Genomic DNA, 15,765 nt, shown 5'->3' on the forward strand with positions numbered 1-15,765 from the left:
CTTTTTGTCTTTCTATAAAATTTTTAGAAAGTCGATTACATATTTTTATCAAAAACATTCTCAATCACTTTAGCGTGTCGTGCTTTTGATCTAACCGTACTACCGGCGGCAGGGGCTGCATACATTTTTCTGCTACAAACTCTAAAATTTCTAGCTTCTTCATAATGCATAATTAAATGTGAATAGGCTCCCATATTCTTAGGTTCTTCCTGCGCCCAAACCACATCGTCTGCGTTTTTGTACTTTTTAATTATTTTATTCATCGCGTCTATTGGCAATGGGAATAACTGTTCCACACGTACCAAAGCCACATCATCTCTTTCAAGTTCTTCTCTTTTTTCAAGCAAATCGTAATAAAATTTACCTGAGACAAAAACAAGTGTTTTCACTTTTGCCACCTTAACTTCAGCATCATCAATCAACATTTGGAAACTTCCGTTTGCAAATTCTTCTTTTGTTGAAACCACTTTTGGGTGACGAAGTAAACTTTTGGGTGTAAAAACGATTAACGGTTTACGATAATCTGTTTTCAATTGTCTTCTAAAAAGGTGAAATAAGTTTGCTGGGGTAGTAACATCTGCTATAAACATGTTGTCCGTTGCACACAATTGAAGGTAGCGTTCCATTCTTGCAGAAGAGTGTTCTGCGCCTTGACCCTCATAACCGTGCGGCAATAGCATTACCAAACCATTTTGCAGTTTCCATTTATCTTCTGCTGCAGAAATATATTGGTCTATCATTATCTGCGCTCCATTGCTGAAATCACCAAACTGCGCTTCCCAAATTGTTAATGAATTTGGACTAGCCATAGCGTAACCGTAGTCAAAACCTACAACGCCGTATTCGGAAAGTAGCGAGTTGTAAATATAAAATTCACCTTGATCGCCCTTTAAATTATTTAGAAGTACTACTTCTTCCTCACTGTCTTCAACCGTTATAACAGCGTGACGGTGCGAAAACGTTCCACGCTCCACATCTTGCCCGCTCATACGTATATCGTGACCTTCATTTAGAAGCGATCCGTAGGCAAGTAACTCGCCCATGGCCCAATCTAATTTATTTTCGTCGAAATACATTTTGTGCCTCGCTTCAACAAGTTTGGCTATTTTTTTAAGGAATTTTTTATCCTCTGGCAATTTTGTAATCGCCTTAGCTATTTCGTCTAACTTTTTCAGGTCGAAAGTAGTATCGACCGTCTGCATCATTTTTTCTTCTTCGGCGTAGTTGTATCCCTCCCACTCGTCCTGCATAAATGGAGTGATGGTAGTTTTGTCTTCTTTTCTAGAATCCTCTAAATTTTCTTCTAGCTTATCTTTATATTCTTGCTCAAGTTTTGCTGTGTAATCTTTATCAATCACACCTTCAGCAATAAGCTTTTCAGCATAAATATCTCTTGGGTTATCGTGTTTCGAAATTGCTTTGTAAAGTTTTGGTTGCGTAAAACGTGGCTCATCGCCTTCGTTATGACCATATTTTCTATAGCCCAACAAATCGATAAAAACATCGCGACCAAATTCCATTCGGAAGTCTAAGGCAAAAAGCATAGCATGCACAACTGCTTCAACATCATCAGCATTTACGTGAAGAATTGGCGAAAGTGTTACTTTTCCAACATCAGTACAATAGATTGATGAACGCGCATCTAAGTAGTTTGTGGTAAAACCTATCTGGTTATTTACTACAATATGAATTGTTCCTTCAGTTTTATAGCCGTCTAACTGTGCCATTTGCACAATTTCGTACACAATTCCCTGTCCAGCAATTGCAGCATCACCGTGAACAATAATTGGCAATACTTTATTTGGATCACTTTTATGGTGGTCATCCTGCTTGGCACGGGCAATACCCTGTACCACTGCCCCAACAGTTTCCAAGTGGGAAGGGTTTGGCGCTATATTTAAATTTATTTCTTTACCAGATTCAGTTGTACGTTTTGAAGTCCAACCTAAGTGATATTTTACATCGCCGTCAAAAATGTCTTGTGCGTAATCTTTTCCGTCAAACTCGCTAAAAATGTCTTTTGCGCTTTTTCCGAAGATATTAGTAAGGGTACTTAAACGGCCACGATGCGCCATTCCCATTACAAATTCCTTCACGCCTCTTTCTGCTGCACTTTCAATTAAAGTATCTAAAGCAGGGATTAAGCTTTCGCCTCCTTCCAAAGAAAAACGCTTCTGCCCTACGTATTTTGTATGAAGAAAAGTTTCAAAAGAAACCGCTTCATTAAGTTTTTTAAGAATGTGTTTTTTGTGCTCGTTCGTTAAACTAGGTTGATTATCATTTACATTCAACTTTTGCTGAATCCATTGAATTTCATCCGGTTTACGAATGTACATATATTCAATCCCGATAGAATCGCAATAAATACTTTCGAGGTGTTTTATAATTTCTTCGAGTGTAGCGTCGCCAATTCCCAAAATTTCACCGGCTCTATAAGTTGCTTTTAGATCGTGCTGTGAAAGGCCGAAGTTTTCTATTGCTAAGGTTGGGGTGTATTTTCTGCGATCACGTACAGGGTTTGTTTTTGTAAAAAGATGCCCGCGGGTACGGTAACCATCAATTAATTTTACAACTTGAAACTCCTTAACAACATCAGAGCAAATAGCTCCCACATCGTATTGTGGTGTTTCTCCAGGCTCATCTGTGCCAAAAAATTCTTGTGCACTATTCTCCTGTCCAAAGTCGAAACCTTGAAAAAACGCTCGCCAACTTGGCTCAACGCTATCCGGGTAGTGTAAATATTTTTCGTAAAGCTCAGCGATTTGAGCTGGGTGAATCGCATTTAAGAAAGAAAATTTATCCATGCTAAATATACAAGTAAGTCATTTTGATAAAACGGTACAAAAATACAACAATTACACAAAATAGCCGACCTGATTTTATATATTTATAGTTGAAAAACCTTAAAGTATTCACAATGAAAAAGACTGGATTTAGCTATGTTGGCAATTCATTTATTGTAATGTTTTTTCTTTTAAGCATAACCTCATGCTTCGGTCAAAACAATACAAATGAATTTTGGCAACATGTGCGTTTTGGTGGAGGAATCGGTCTAAGTTTTGGCGATGGTTTTTTCAGTGGAACACTTGCGCCAAGCGCCATTTATCAATTCAACGATCAGTTTGCAGCCGGAGTGGCGCTAAATGGAACCTACGCCAGCCTAAAAAATAATTACAACGCCACTATTCTGGGCGGCAGCGTTCTCGCACTTTATAATGTAATTCCAGAAATTCAACTTTCTGCAGAATTTGAAGAATTGAATGTAAACCGAAATTATAAATTTGATATTGAAGAATTCACCGAGAATTATTGGTATCCAGCGCTATTTGTTGGTGTAGGTTTTCACAGCAATAATTTTACTATCGGTATTCGTTACGACGTGCTTTACGATAACGAAAAGAGTATTTATGCGAATGCTTTTGCCCCCTTTGTACGCGTTTATTTTTAAACGTTTCGCTCCATCAAATTTTTTCCAAATTCACGTAGTTGTTCTTTTTTCTCTTCTGAAATATTTATTTCGTCTAAAAGAGAATACGCCAAATTACTGTATTTTTCTATTTCAGTTTGTGTTGCTTCCGCAGCACCAGAAGCTATAAACACCTCTTTTACAGTAATGATTTTATCTCTCGGGTCTTTCGGATTTATACTGAAAAGATGCTCCAATTCATCCGACTGAACAGCCGTGCCTTTTTGCAACGCCGTTAAATATAAAAATGTTTTTTTATTCGAAATAATATCTCCACCCACCTGTTTCCCGAAGGTATCCGGATTTCCGAACACATCTAAATAATCGTCCTGTAACTGAAAAGCAATACCTAAATTTCTTCCAAATTGGTAAATTTTGTCTTTATCGCTTTCTGAAGCTTCGGCTACAATTGCACCCATTTGCATTGCTGCACCTAATAGTACTGCAGTTTTGCAGTCTATCATTTTTATATATTCCTCTAACGAAACATCGTCACGGGTTTCAAAATCCATATCGTCTTGTTGCCCTTCACAAACCTGAAGCGCGGTTTCGCTAAATAGTTTTGCAAGCTCCTGAAACATTTGTGGCTCGTAGTTTTCGAAAAAACGATATGCTAAAATTAGCATCGCATCGCCCGAAAGTATGGCTGTGTTTACATCCCATTTTTCGTGGACCGTCCGTTTTCCTCTGCGCAAAGGCGCATTATCCATAATGTCGTCGTGGATAAGTGAAAAATTATGAAATAGCTCAACAGCCAATGCGGCACTCATTGCTTTCTTGAAATCTGAACCGAAAAAATCGCATACCATTAAGGTTAGTGCTGGCCGAATACGCTTTCCACCCAATGAAAGTATATACTTTATAGGGTCGTAAAGTTGGCGCGGCTCTTTTTGAGCAATAGCTTTTTCAAGGTTATTGTGCAGCTCTGTATTGTATTTCCTTAAAATATCCATTCGTCAAAAAAAATTTCGGCTAAAGTAAAACAAGCTAATCAAATGCCCTCAATTAATGTTGAAAAATACTGTGAATGTTAAGGTTCTGTTAATAATATAAAACCAAGGAAACTATTTTTGTTTTTATAGTTTCCGTGACATATATTTGCACCCGATTATGAAAGAAAAAATTGTTCAAAAAGCAACAGGGCTTTTTTTAAAACTTGGTTTTAAGAGTGTTACAATGGATGATATTGCCAATGAGATGGCAATATCAAAGAAAACCATTTATACACATTTTAAAAATAAAACCGACTTGGTGAAGGAATGCACCTGTAATACGTTAAATGAAATTACTCAGGGTATAGACGAAATTTGTTCCCTCAATCAAAACCCAATTGAAGAGATTTACGAAATAAAGAAATTTATAATGGGTAAAATTGAAGACGAATATTCTTCTTCACAATATCAGCTTCAAAAGTACTATCCCGAAATAAGTGAAAATCTTAAAGAAAGTCATTTCGAAAAAATGATGGAATGTACCCGCACAAATCTTCAAAGAGGAATTGAACAGGGGCTTTACCGAAGCAATCTGGACACAGATTTTATTGCACGGCTTTACTTTTTGGGTATTCACGGCACAAAAGACCAAAACCTTTTTCCTGTAGAAAAATTTACACGGAAATTTATTACCGAAGAATATATTGAATATCATTTAAGAGGAATTGTAACATCTGAAGGTTTTATTACACTAAAGAAATTCATAAAAGAGCATCAAACTAATGATTAAAAAAATTCTAATTTTCAGTTTCGTAATGTCTGTTACTTTAGGTTTTTCGCAAGAGCAGAAAGACTATAGTTTCAATTTACAGGAAGCAATCATTTTTGCTTTAGACAGCAATTATGCATCTATAAATGCAAGACGCGATATTGCAAAAGCAATAAAGCAAAAGTGGGAAACTACGGCTTCGGGACTTCCGCAAATTGACGGTACTATAAGCTATCAAAATAATCTAAAACAGCCCGTAACTTTGATTCCGGCTGAATTTGGAGGCGGCGAGCCCGGCACTTTTACACCTATCACTTTTGGAACCAAACAAAGTGCAAGTGCCATTGCCACACTTAACCAACTTATTTTTGACGGTAGCTATCTTGTAGGTTTAAAGGCAGCCAAATCGTTTTTAAGTTATTCTGAAAATACCAACGAAAAAACCCGTTTGGAAGTGCGGAAAGGTGTTATTAATGCCTACGGAAGTGTTTTACTAGCTCAAGAATTAGTAGATATTTTTGGAAAAAACAAGACAAATCTCGAGAACAACCTCAATGAAACCCGTAAAATTTTCGAAAACGGTCTAGCTGAAGAAGAAAGCGTAGAACAGCTGGAAGTAACTCTTTTAGATATTGAAACCCAACTCAATAACGCACGCAGAAGTCAGGCTATAGCCAAACAAATGTTTAATCTTTCCTTGGGAATAGATGTGGAAACACCTGTTATATTAACTGATGATTTGGATGAATTAGCGAAGCAAAATATTAGCCTTGCCCTACTCAATTCGTCATTGAATGTGGAGGATAATGTGGATTATAAAATTGCAAACAATCTTGTAGAGCAACGCTATTTTGAAAATCGTCTAGAAAAGAGCAAATACCTTCCAAGTCTTACCGCATTTGTTAATTACGGAACTTCCGCCAATAGTGAAGATTTCAGTTTTTTCAATGGAGACCAAATATGGTATCAGTCGTCGGTTTTAGGACTGAGTTTAAATATACCAATATTCAGTAGCGGACTTCGAAACGCGAAAGATCAACGCACTAAAATAGCTTTAGATCAAGCAAAAACAGATTTTGAACAAACGCAACAACAGATAAAGTTAGATTTAACAACGGCTCAAAGTAATTATCAATTCGCAATTGAAAATTATGAAAACTCGAAGAAAAACCTATCGCTTTCAGAACGTATCGAAAACAAGAATCAAATAAAATTTACGGAAGGTTTGTCAACGAGTTTCGATTTACGTCAAGCACAAATTCAACTTTATACCGCGCAACAACAATATTTTCAATCTATGCTACAGGTAATAAACGAAAAGGCAAATCTTGAAACCGTTTTAAATATTCCGCAGTTGCGAATTAATTACAAAGAAATTAAAGGACAGTTTTAACCATACCAAACTCATAAACTTTTTAATAAATCAACAATGAAAAAAGCAATTCTACTATTAATAACAATCATCACGCTTGCTTCTTGCGGTGGAGATAACAAATCTGTCGATGCCGTTATTAACGATGGCGATATGGCAGCTGTTAAGGCCAAAAGAACCGAGCTTAATACGCAACAACGCGAATTGAAAAGCGATATCGACAAACTCAACGCCTACATTGATGCAAACGAAAACAAGGATCGCCCAGCACTAATTACCGCAGAAGTTATAACAGACACCATTTTTAAACATTACGTAGAAGTACAAGGAAATGTAGAAACAGACCAAAACGTGGTACTAAATGCAGAATATTCTGGAGTACTTACTAACGTGTATGTTAAGGAAGGGCAAAGTGTATCTAAAGGGCAACGTCTTGCTAAAATAGACGATGGCGGCCTGTCTAGTCAAGTGGCGCAACAGGAAGGACAAATGGCTTTGGCAAAGACCACTTTTGAACGCCAACAAAGACTTTGGGAGCAGAAAATAGGTTCAGAAATTCAGTTTCTGCAGGCTAAGACTACTTATGAAGCATCCAAAAACATTACAAACCAATTGCGCTCTCAGTTGAGTAAAACAATAATAACTGCGCCTTTTAGCGGGGTTGTTGACGAAATTATTTCAGATCCCGGACAAGTTGTTATTCCTGGTCAAAGTCCTATAATTCGTTTGGTAAACTTGAGCAATATGTATGTGAAAGCTAGCATTCCAGAAACCTACCTTAAAAACATAAAAAAGGGAACACAGGTAAAAGTAAGACTCAATTCAATAAACGAAGAGTTTGAGGGAACGGTGCGTCAAGTAAGCAATTATATAAATCCGAATAATAGAAGTTTTGATATTCAGATTGAAATTCCAAATAAAGACGGCCTTGTAAAACCAAACCTCATCGCTGTTGTTAAAGTGAACGATTACAGCGCTGAAAATGCTATTACAGTTCCCGAAAATATATTACAAGAAAATGCAGCAGGCGAAACAATTGCATATCTATACCAACCTGTTACAGATTCTGAAGGAATTGCAAAACGTGTGCTTCTTAAAACTGGTCTTTCTTATGAAAATCATACAGAGGTAAAATCTGGTCTTAAAAAAGGCGACACCATTATTAAAGAAGGCGCAAAAACACTTCGTGATGGACAAAAAGTAACCATCAAAAACTAAGAAACCAATCGCATTATGAGTAAGAATCCGTATAAAGAATTTAGCATTTCCTCTTGGGCAATAGACAACAAAATGACGGTCTATGTGGTTATGGCTATCATCCTATTTTTGGGTGCTTTCGCATATTACAGCATGCCGCGCGAGGCTTTCCCAGAAATTATTGAAACTAAAATTTACATTAGCTCTGTAAACCCAGGAAACTCTGCCGAAGACGTAGAAAAATTTATAACCGAACCTTTAGAAGAAGAATTTAAAGATATTGGTGGTGTAAAAGAAATTACCTCAACAACGCTTCAGGATTACTCTATTATTATTGTTGAATTTGAAGAATCTGTAGAAATTCCTGTAGCTAAGCAGTTGGTAAAAGACAAAGTAGATCAGGTGAAAGCTGAAACTACCTGGCCCACGTTAACAAATGGTGGAAAAGTAGAGCCTAATGTTTTCAACTTAAACTTTTCAGAAGAAGTACCTATTCTAAACATTAACTTAACGGGAGACTATCCTGTTCAACAGTTAAAGGTATATGCCGAATATCTTCAGGATAAAATTGAATTACTTCCGCAAATAAAAGAAGCAACCGTTCGTGGTGCCGAAGAAAAGGAAGTTGAAATAGCCGTAGATATTTACAAAATGACGGCTTCCCAAGTAAGTTTCGACAATATTATAAATGCGGTAAAAGGAGAAAACAGCACTATTTCTGGAGGAAACATTATAACAAATGGAGTTCAGAAAAACATTCGTATTACAGGTGAAATTGAAGATCCAAAAGAGCTTGAAAATGTAGTCGTGAAAAAGGATGATGGTATTATTTTTCTAAAGGATATCGCCGATATTAAATTTAAAGAAAAAGATGCCACAACCTTCGCTCGTGAATACGGGGAGCCAGTTGTGATGCTCGATATTAAGAAACGTGCCGGAAAAAACATGATCGAGGCCGTAGAGCAGATTAAAGTGATTGTTGCAGAAGAAGAGGCAAATTATTTGCCGCCAGGCTTGCAAGTTACCTTAACCAACGATCAATCTATCAAAACAGAAAATCAGGTAAATGATTTGGTGAACAACATCATCTTCGGGGTACTCTTAGTTGTTTTGGTTTTAATGTTTTTCTTAGGTTTTAGAAACGCACTTTTTGTAGGTTTCGCTATTCCGCTATCCATGCTTATGTCGCTGTTTATTCTTTCGGCATTTGGGTTTACGCTAAATACCATGGTGCTTTTCGGTCTCGTAATGGGGCTGGGAATGTTGGTAGATAACGGTATTGTTGTGGTAGAAAATGTGTACACTTTAATGAGTGAAGGCATGACCCCGCGAAAAGCTGCCAAACAAGGTATGGGTGAAATTGCTTGGCCTATTATTGCTTCCACAGCAACTACGCTAGCTGCGTTTTTCCCACTTGGATTGTGGCCAGGAACCATCGGTAAGTTTATGATTTATTTCCCCATCACACTTTCCGTAGTACTTTCATCATCGCTATTTGTAGCCTTGGTAATTAACTCTATGCTTACTTCAGAATTTATGAAAACTGAAGAAGAACCAATGACAAAAAAGAAGCTAATTCGTTGGAGCTTAATTTTACTGGGCATTGGTATTTTACTCTTAGTGGTTGGTTTTGCAATGGATATAGCCGCTTTTCGTGGCTTTGGAAACTTGGCTATTCTAACTGCAATTTTGCTTTGGGTTTATAAATATATTCTTGCAGGCGCGGTAGATTACTTTCAATATAAATCGCTTAAAAAGCTAGAGAATTTTTATGAAGGAATTCTGAAATACGCTTTGCGCGGAAGGAAAGCCTACGTGTTCTTCTTTGGAACATTTATACTTTTAATTCTATCTTTTGTTTTAGTAGGAATCGTTCAGCCAAAGGTGCTATTTTTCCCCGAAAATGAACCGAATCAGATTATTACTTACATAGAATATCCGCAGGGAACCGACATCCAAAAAACGAACGAGCTTACCCAACAAGTAGAGCAACGTGTTTTTAAAGCTATTGAGAAATACGATGACAATGGTTACAATTATATGGTAGAATCTGCCATTTCGCAGGTTGGTCAAGGTGCAGGAAATCCACAGACAGATGGCGGACAAAGCAACGAAATGCCGCAAAAAGGAAAAATAACCCTTTCTATGCGCGACTATCAACTGCGCCGTGGTGTAAAAAGTAGTGATGTTTTAGAAGAAGTGCGCGAGTCTGTAAAAGGATTTCCCGGAGCTTCCATTATTGTTGAAAAAGATGCTGCTGGTCCGCCGGTAGGCTATCCTATTAACATTGAATTGAGTGGTGAAAACTATGAAGAAATGCTTCGCCAAGCTGAAAACCTGCGTTCTTACATTGAAGGATTAGGCATAAGTGGTATTGAAGAATTGAAGATAGACGTTAATAAAAGCAAGCCCGAAATGGATGTAACCGTGGACCGTGAAAAAGCAGGACAATTAGGTATTTCTACAAGTCAAATTGGGCTCACGTTACGTCGTGCTATTTTTGGTGAAGAAGCTTCAACCTACAAAGATGGTGACGACGATTATGAAATAAACGTTCGCCTTTCAGACAAATCGCGTTATGATGAAAGCGCGCTTTTCAACCAACCAATAACCTTTCGAAATAATCAAGGGAATATAGTACAGGTGCCTATTTCGGCAATGGTTACTAAAAATAATACTGCTTCTTTTAGTTCCATAAAAAGGAAAGATTTGAAGCGTACAATTACAGTTTATTCCAACGTAATTGGTGGTTATAACGCCACCGAAATTGTAACCGACCTTAAAACTGAATTGCAGGGTTACGATCTTCCAAAAGGTATAAACCTTGCCTTTACAGGTGAGCAGGAAGAACAAGCAGACAATATGGGCTTTTTGTTAATGGCGCTGTTTTTTGCAATGGGAGGAATTTTGTTAATCCTCGTGGCACAGTTTAACTCGCTTTCCAAACCGGTTATTATTTTAACTTCGGTGGTCCTCAGTTTGGCGGGAGTGTTCCTCGGACTTGTAATTTTCCAAATGGATTTCGTGGTAATTATGACGATGATGGGTATTATATCGCTCGCAGGTATTGTAGTTAACAACGCTATCGTGCTAATAGATTACACCCAAATATTAATAGATAGAAAAATGTACGAGCTGGAAATGGAAGATGACGATATGCTTACGAAACGTCAGTATTTCGATTTGATAGTGGCTGGTGGAAAGTCTCGTCTGCGCCCGGTATTGCTAACTGCAATAACAACCGTACTTGGGCTTGTGCCTTTGGCTATTGGTTTTAATATAGATTTCTTTGGGTTATTTACAGATTACAGCCCTAACATATATATTGGTGGTGACAACGTAATTTTCTGGGGGCCACTAGCGTGGACAGTAATTTTCGGATTGATATTCGCAACTTTCTTAACGCTTATTGTGGTGCCGGTAATGTTCTATTTGGTGAACCGCGCTAAGATTAGATTCAGAAAAAAGCGCAAAATGAAGGAGATTAAGAAGATGAAAGCGAAAGGGCTACCGCAGCGAGAACAGCTGAGTTAGATAGTCACTTTTCTAAAAAACAAATGCCCTTTCTACAATTTTGCGGAAAGGGCATTTATATTCTAAAGAATTCTTTATTGATTTTCGGTTAATGGAATTGGGAATAAAGACCAAACATCATCTTCTGGTCTATCTATTGGCAAGGTGTTCAACCTGCCATAGCGACGCATATCTATCCATCGGTGACCTTCTGCGTATAACGAATATCTTCGTTGTTTCAACATTTCATTAATTAATGCTTCTGTGGTAACAGGGCCTGTATAAGGTGTTAAACTGGCACTGGCCCGTATTAAATTAAGGGCATTTACCGCTTCTGGCATATTTAAATAGATATTGGCCTCAGCGTATAATAAAATGAGTTCTTCATTTCTAATTATTGGTATTGGAGCAGTTCTGGAGGTATATCTGTTTAATGCATAGTTGCCAGACAGACCGTCTTGACTTAAGGGTTCATCCAGTTCAACCACTTTTCCCAATCGGGTATCTCCGGCTTCAGCTTCTGATACAAATAGCGGTTGTACAACTCTCGCATCTGCTGCAGTAAGCCCTTCTATGGAATTAAATAATGAATTTGAAATATCTGTTTGATCTAACGAAAAGGTGTAGAATATACCTGTATTCATATTTGCATTGTCTAAAGTGAAAAACGAATTGTTCAAAAACGTCAATACTGCAGGAAAATCTTCTTGATATGCTGCTACTCGCGCTGCAATAGCATTATTCGCCTTCAAAAAGGTAGATGGTGTATTGAAATCATCAAACCCTGAAGACAAAATAAATGGGAAGTTACTACCCCCACCAGCAAGATCTGCTGCTCCTTCTACTAATAAGCTTCTAATTCCTGCTAAAGCTTGTGCTTTGTTTACAAAGTCGCCTAGGTTATTTTCATCTGCCACATCTAGTCGTATTCCATTTGCATCAGTCAAGTTAAGATTCAACAGAAGCTCATAAGCTTTAAAGGTTTTCAAAAAACCCTTTGTAGCATTTATTTCCTGTGGCGTAAAAAGTGCAGATAAATCTTGGCCTTCAATAAAACCCAGAATTAAATTTGCGTTTTTAACTGTTCTGTAGCGTGCGGCCCAAGGCCCCGTAAGGTAGAACGTATTGTTATCTAGCACTAATCCTTCCCTTCCTAACAAATCTCCCGTAAAACGAGGGTCTGCGCTTGAAAAGCGATAATACTCACGTCCAATTACTCCGTTGTCATCGAAATAATTATCTAATCTTATCCTCGAACTATAGAGAATACCACCTACAAGATCCTGTAAGTCTCCACGAGTAAGATTTTCTTCAAAATTCCCCACTTCTGCATTATTTAGATCCGAAAACTCTTGCACCTCGCAAGAAACTGCCGCTCCTATAATGAGTGTGATTAATATAATTTTATAACTAAATTTTCTCATGATTTTTTCTTTTAAAAATTAACGGATACATTAAATAAATACCTTTTTGAAGAGGGAAATGGTAAAACATCAACCCCTGTAAAAATGGACCCTCCACCAAAATTGGATACTTCTGGGTCATAACTATTATAATCAAAAAAGTTGAGTAAGTTAGATCCAGAAAAGCCGAGTTTAATATTGTCTATGCGTCCGCCCAATAAGTTAGATAAGGTTTTCTTTTGTATTGTATAATACAACCCTATTTCTCGTAAACGCACATATGATGCATCTTCTGTGTGCACATCTGCGTTACCTCCTGGCCTGTATTCTCCATTTACAACAAGTCCTTCAGGATCTACTGTTAGGTCATCAAAATCGTGAGATGTTTGATTTAAATCTGTAAGTAATGTAGTTAGGTTAACGTTATCGCCTCCCTTTTTCCATTGCCATAACATAGATAATTCTACATTTTTATACTTTAGGCCGTTATTAAATCCTACTTGAAAATCTGGTTCGGCATCGCCAACAACTCGTAATTCACCATCAAAACTACCTACAATTTGTGTGGCACTCTGGCCTTCTTCAATTCTGAAAGTACCCAACCCTGCTCCAAATGCGCCTACATTAAAAGGAGGCACTCTCAGTTCGGTTATTTCTGAAGTATTCTTAAAAAAGTTCACTCCAAAATCCCACTGAAAATTAGTTGTTGAAATGGGTGTTGTATTTATTCCAATTTCAATCCCTTTGTTCTGAAGTGTTCCAGCATTAACAAACTGAGAGGTATATCCTGTTGAAGGTTCTAAATTGGCTTGTAGAATTAAATCTTCAATCGTCTTAATATAATAGGTTGCTGAAAGACTTATCTTCCCGTTAAGAAAGGCAAGATCAGTACCAAATTCTAATTCTTTTTGACGTTCAGATTTCAAATTAGCATTTCCTCTAACACCAATCAAACTAATACCTAAAACGCCATCAGTTGAATTTGCGTTATACGAGGTGAACAAAGCACCAAACGGCGGAAAGTTTCCAGCTTCACCATATGCTACACGTAGTTTAAATTGGTTCCAACTTGATGAATCTTTCCAAAAATCGAATTCATTTAAACTAACTGCTAAGGATGCTTTAGGGTAATAGAATAGCTCATTTGCATCTCCGTTGTTAGAAGATTTATCTCCACGCACACCCAAAGTAGCAATCAACATATCTTTATAGTTAACCTCTTCTTGTACAAAGAAACCTGAATCTTCTTGTTTAAGTCTAGTTTGGTCAACACCCGTATTTGCAGCCTGGTCTACATTGGTTCCCGAAGCAACCAAACCAGTAGCAGTAATTATCTGTGTGTTTTGATCAAAATACTCTCGCGTTAAACCTGCTTGCGTTCTAAAGCTAACATTACTATCAGTAAAATAATTATGAACTAGGAAAGCCGATAGGTTGTAGTTTTTATTTTGAGTATTTCCTTGGGCAGAAACTCCGTTTAAGCCTCCATTAGATAGCTTTTGAAATTGTAATTCCTTGGGAAATATCGCTCTAGTTTTCTGTCCGTAAAAATCGAGACCTCCACGTAAAATTAATTCAAGGTTAGAATTTTCTGCTTTATAAATGTCCAGATTTGCAGATCCTCCCATAATTATACGGTCCACCGTTTCATTGTTTGTAACCAAATCTCGGGTTTGTAATGGGTTTGAACTATTGTTAGGATGATCTGGATAAATACCATCTGCATTGGGAAACAATTGATCCCAAGGTCTAGTAGTTGTTAGAGCAATCCCAATAGTAGTACCACTATTATCATTGTTAAAAAATCCTCTATCTGAAGAAGAATTAATATAATTTGTACTCAAAGAAAACTTTAAAAAATCTTCAGGCTTATGGTCTAAGTTAAGGCGTAAGGATGTTTTTTCATAACCTGTCCCTCTTACAATACCATCTTCATTATTATGGGTAACGCCAGCAAAAAATTTAGATTTTTCATCGCCACCACTCATACTAAAGTTGGTAATGCTAATTACTCCGTGTTCGCCATAAACTTCTTTTTCATAATCTATAAGTCTTCCAGCATCTCTAGCAGCAATAAAGGCAGCCAAATCAGCCTCTCCAAAACTTTTTAACACTCGTGCTTCGGTATAATCCCGAACACCTAATAGGTTAATAGCTTCAGTCCAACCTGTAGATTGTGAAAATCTAAATTGCGTTTTACCTGCTTTTCCACGTTTTGTGGTAATAAGTACAACTCCAGCCGCCGCTCTTGAACCATAAATAGCAGCTGCGGAAGCGCCTTTAAGTATTTCAATATTTGCGATATCATCTGGGTTTATATCTGCAATTCGGTTAGTGGGATTGTCTTGGTTAGAAGAACTTCCTCCTTGCGATGCGGCAGAAACAGTATTTAAACCAGCGGCAATGGAAGAGTTATCTACATACACCCCATCTATAATATAGAGCGGTTGTGTATTTCCTTGAATGGAAGTAGCACCACGTAACTTTACAGAAAGTCCCCCACCGGGAGCTCCAGAATTTGCATTTACGATTGCTCCTGCAAATTTACCGTATAAAGCACCGTCTAATGTGGAAGGCGGTGTCCTTCCAGTGAGTTCTTCGGCTGAGATAGTCGCAACGGCATTTGCCGAGTTCGATCGTTTAACCGATGTAGCTAATCCAGTTACAACCACTTCGTCTAAAGCTTGCGCAGATTCTGCAATTGTAATAGAAATTGCACCCGCGGTAGAAGCAGTATATTCCTGCGTTTCAAAACCGATAGATGAAAAGACCAGTGTTGCTGGTAATGATGCCACTTTGATGCTGAAATTACCTTCAGCGTCGGTTGTGGTTCCGTTTGAGGTTCCTTTTTCAATTACATTTAAAAAAGGAACAGTTACATTATTTTTATCTACCACTTTTCCCGATAACTGCGTCTGTCCAAACGCAATACAAGGAAAAATTAAAAATAAAAAAAAGAACCTTCTAATAGTAGTGTATTTTTGTTTCATAAGTAAAGGTTTTTTATTGAATCCCTAAAATAGTGTTAATTTCTTAATGATAACAACAGTATTGAATATTTTTATTCACTATTTATTAGCATTTTCTTTTGTTTATGATGATATGTTTAAAAT

The 15,765-nt window shown here is 37.4% G+C and carries 9 protein-coding genes; 5 read left to right on the top strand and 4 right to left on the bottom strand.

The window, feature by feature from the left end:
- Window positions 1-35: 35 nt before the first annotated feature.
- Window positions 36-2,804 (bottom strand): 2-oxoglutarate dehydrogenase E1 component, encoded by a 2,769-nt coding sequence (locus AC3RVF_RS00585; RefSeq protein WP_489690589.1) that lies wholly within the window; start codon window positions 2,802-2,804, stop codon window positions 36-38.
- 113 nt (window positions 2,805-2,917) lie between these two features.
- Between AC3RVF_RS00585 and AC3RVF_RS00590 the strand changes: the two genes are divergently transcribed.
- Window positions 2,918-3,448, top strand: a complete 531-nt coding sequence (locus AC3RVF_RS00590; protein ID WP_489692514.1) for an alpha-ketoglutarate decarboxylase — start codon at window positions 2,918-2,920, stop codon at window positions 3,446-3,448.
- Here AC3RVF_RS00590 and AC3RVF_RS00595 read toward each other — a convergent pair.
- Entirely contained in the window at window positions 3,445-4,419 is a 975-nt protein-coding gene (locus AC3RVF_RS00595) for a polyprenyl synthetase family protein (RefSeq protein ID WP_489690587.1), read from the bottom strand. The two genes, AC3RVF_RS00590 and AC3RVF_RS00595, sit on opposite strands and share 4 nt — an antisense overlap.
- 157 nt (window positions 4,420-4,576) lie before the next feature.
- Between AC3RVF_RS00595 and AC3RVF_RS00600 the strand changes: the two genes are divergently transcribed.
- The 4 genes from AC3RVF_RS00600 to AC3RVF_RS00615 are packed head-to-tail and all read left to right on the top strand — an operon-like array spanning window position 4,577 to window position 11,270.
- A complete protein-coding gene (locus AC3RVF_RS00600; RefSeq protein WP_489690586.1) occupies window positions 4,577-5,188 on the top strand; it encodes a TetR/AcrR family transcriptional regulator in 612 nt (203 codons plus the stop codon).
- On the top strand, window positions 5,181-6,560 hold the full coding sequence (locus AC3RVF_RS00605; protein WP_489690585.1) for a TolC family protein: 1,380 nt from the start codon (window positions 5,181-5,183) through the stop codon (window positions 6,558-6,560). Before AC3RVF_RS00600 ends, AC3RVF_RS00605 begins: the two co-directional genes overlap by 8 nt.
- A gap of 36 nt (window positions 6,561-6,596) precedes the next feature.
- On the top strand, window positions 6,597-7,757 hold the full coding sequence (locus AC3RVF_RS00610; RefSeq protein ID WP_489692515.1) for an efflux RND transporter periplasmic adaptor subunit: 1,161 nt from the start codon (window positions 6,597-6,599) through the stop codon (window positions 7,755-7,757).
- Window positions 7,758-7,772: 15 nt separating this feature from the next.
- The gene (locus tag AC3RVF_RS00615) at window positions 7,773-11,270 is read left to right on the top strand and encodes an efflux RND transporter permease subunit (protein ID WP_489690583.1); all 3,498 of its coding nucleotides are present in this window, start codon (window positions 7,773-7,775) and stop codon (window positions 11,268-11,270) included.
- A gap of 74 nt (window positions 11,271-11,344) precedes the next feature.
- On the opposite strand, the gene AC3RVF_RS00620 is transcribed toward AC3RVF_RS00615, so the two are convergent.
- Window positions 11,345-12,673: a RagB/SusD family nutrient uptake outer membrane protein gene (locus AC3RVF_RS00620; RefSeq protein WP_489690582.1), complete on the bottom strand. Its 1,329-nt coding sequence runs from the start codon at window positions 12,671-12,673 to the stop codon at window positions 11,345-11,347.
- A gap of 11 nt (window positions 12,674-12,684) precedes the next feature.
- Complete coding sequence (locus tag AC3RVF_RS00625; protein ID WP_489690581.1) at window positions 12,685-15,642, bottom strand: SusC/RagA family TonB-linked outer membrane protein; 2,958 nt, start codon at window positions 15,640-15,642, stop codon at window positions 12,685-12,687.
- Between the last annotated feature and the right edge of the window lie 123 nt (window positions 15,643-15,765).

It is taken from the genome of Aequorivita sp. IT1183, assembly GCF_058068265.1.

Bases quoted from the DNA above. Each gene is read 5' to 3' on its own strand.
- AC3RVF_RS00605 (WP_489690585.1), top strand. From the start codon at position 5,181: ATGATTAAAAAAATTCTAATTTTCAGTTTCGTAATGTCTGTTACTTTA.
- AC3RVF_RS00590 (WP_489692514.1), top strand. From the start codon at position 2,918: ATGAAAAAGACTGGATTTAGCTATGTTGGCAATTCATTTATTGTAATG.
- AC3RVF_RS00600 (WP_489690586.1), top strand. From the start codon at position 4,577: ATGAAAGAAAAAATTGTTCAAAAAGCAACAGGGCTTTTTTTAAAACTT.
- AC3RVF_RS00625 (WP_489690581.1), bottom strand. From the start codon at position 15,642: ATGAAACAAAAATACACTACTATTAGAAGGTTCTTTTTTTTATTTTTA.
- AC3RVF_RS00585 (WP_489690589.1), bottom strand. From the start codon at position 2,804: ATGGATAAATTTTCTTTCTTAAATGCGATTCACCCAGCTCAAATCGCT.
- AC3RVF_RS00615 (WP_489690583.1), top strand. From the start codon at position 7,773: ATGAGTAAGAATCCGTATAAAGAATTTAGCATTTCCTCTTGGGCAATA.
- AC3RVF_RS00610 (WP_489692515.1), top strand. From the start codon at position 6,597: ATGAAAAAAGCAATTCTACTATTAATAACAATCATCACGCTTGCTTCT.
- AC3RVF_RS00620 (WP_489690582.1), bottom strand. From the start codon at position 12,673: ATGAGAAAATTTAGTTATAAAATTATATTAATCACACTCATTATAGGA.
- AC3RVF_RS00595 (WP_489690587.1), bottom strand. From the start codon at position 4,419: ATGGATATTTTAAGGAAATACAATACAGAGCTGCACAATAACCTTGAA.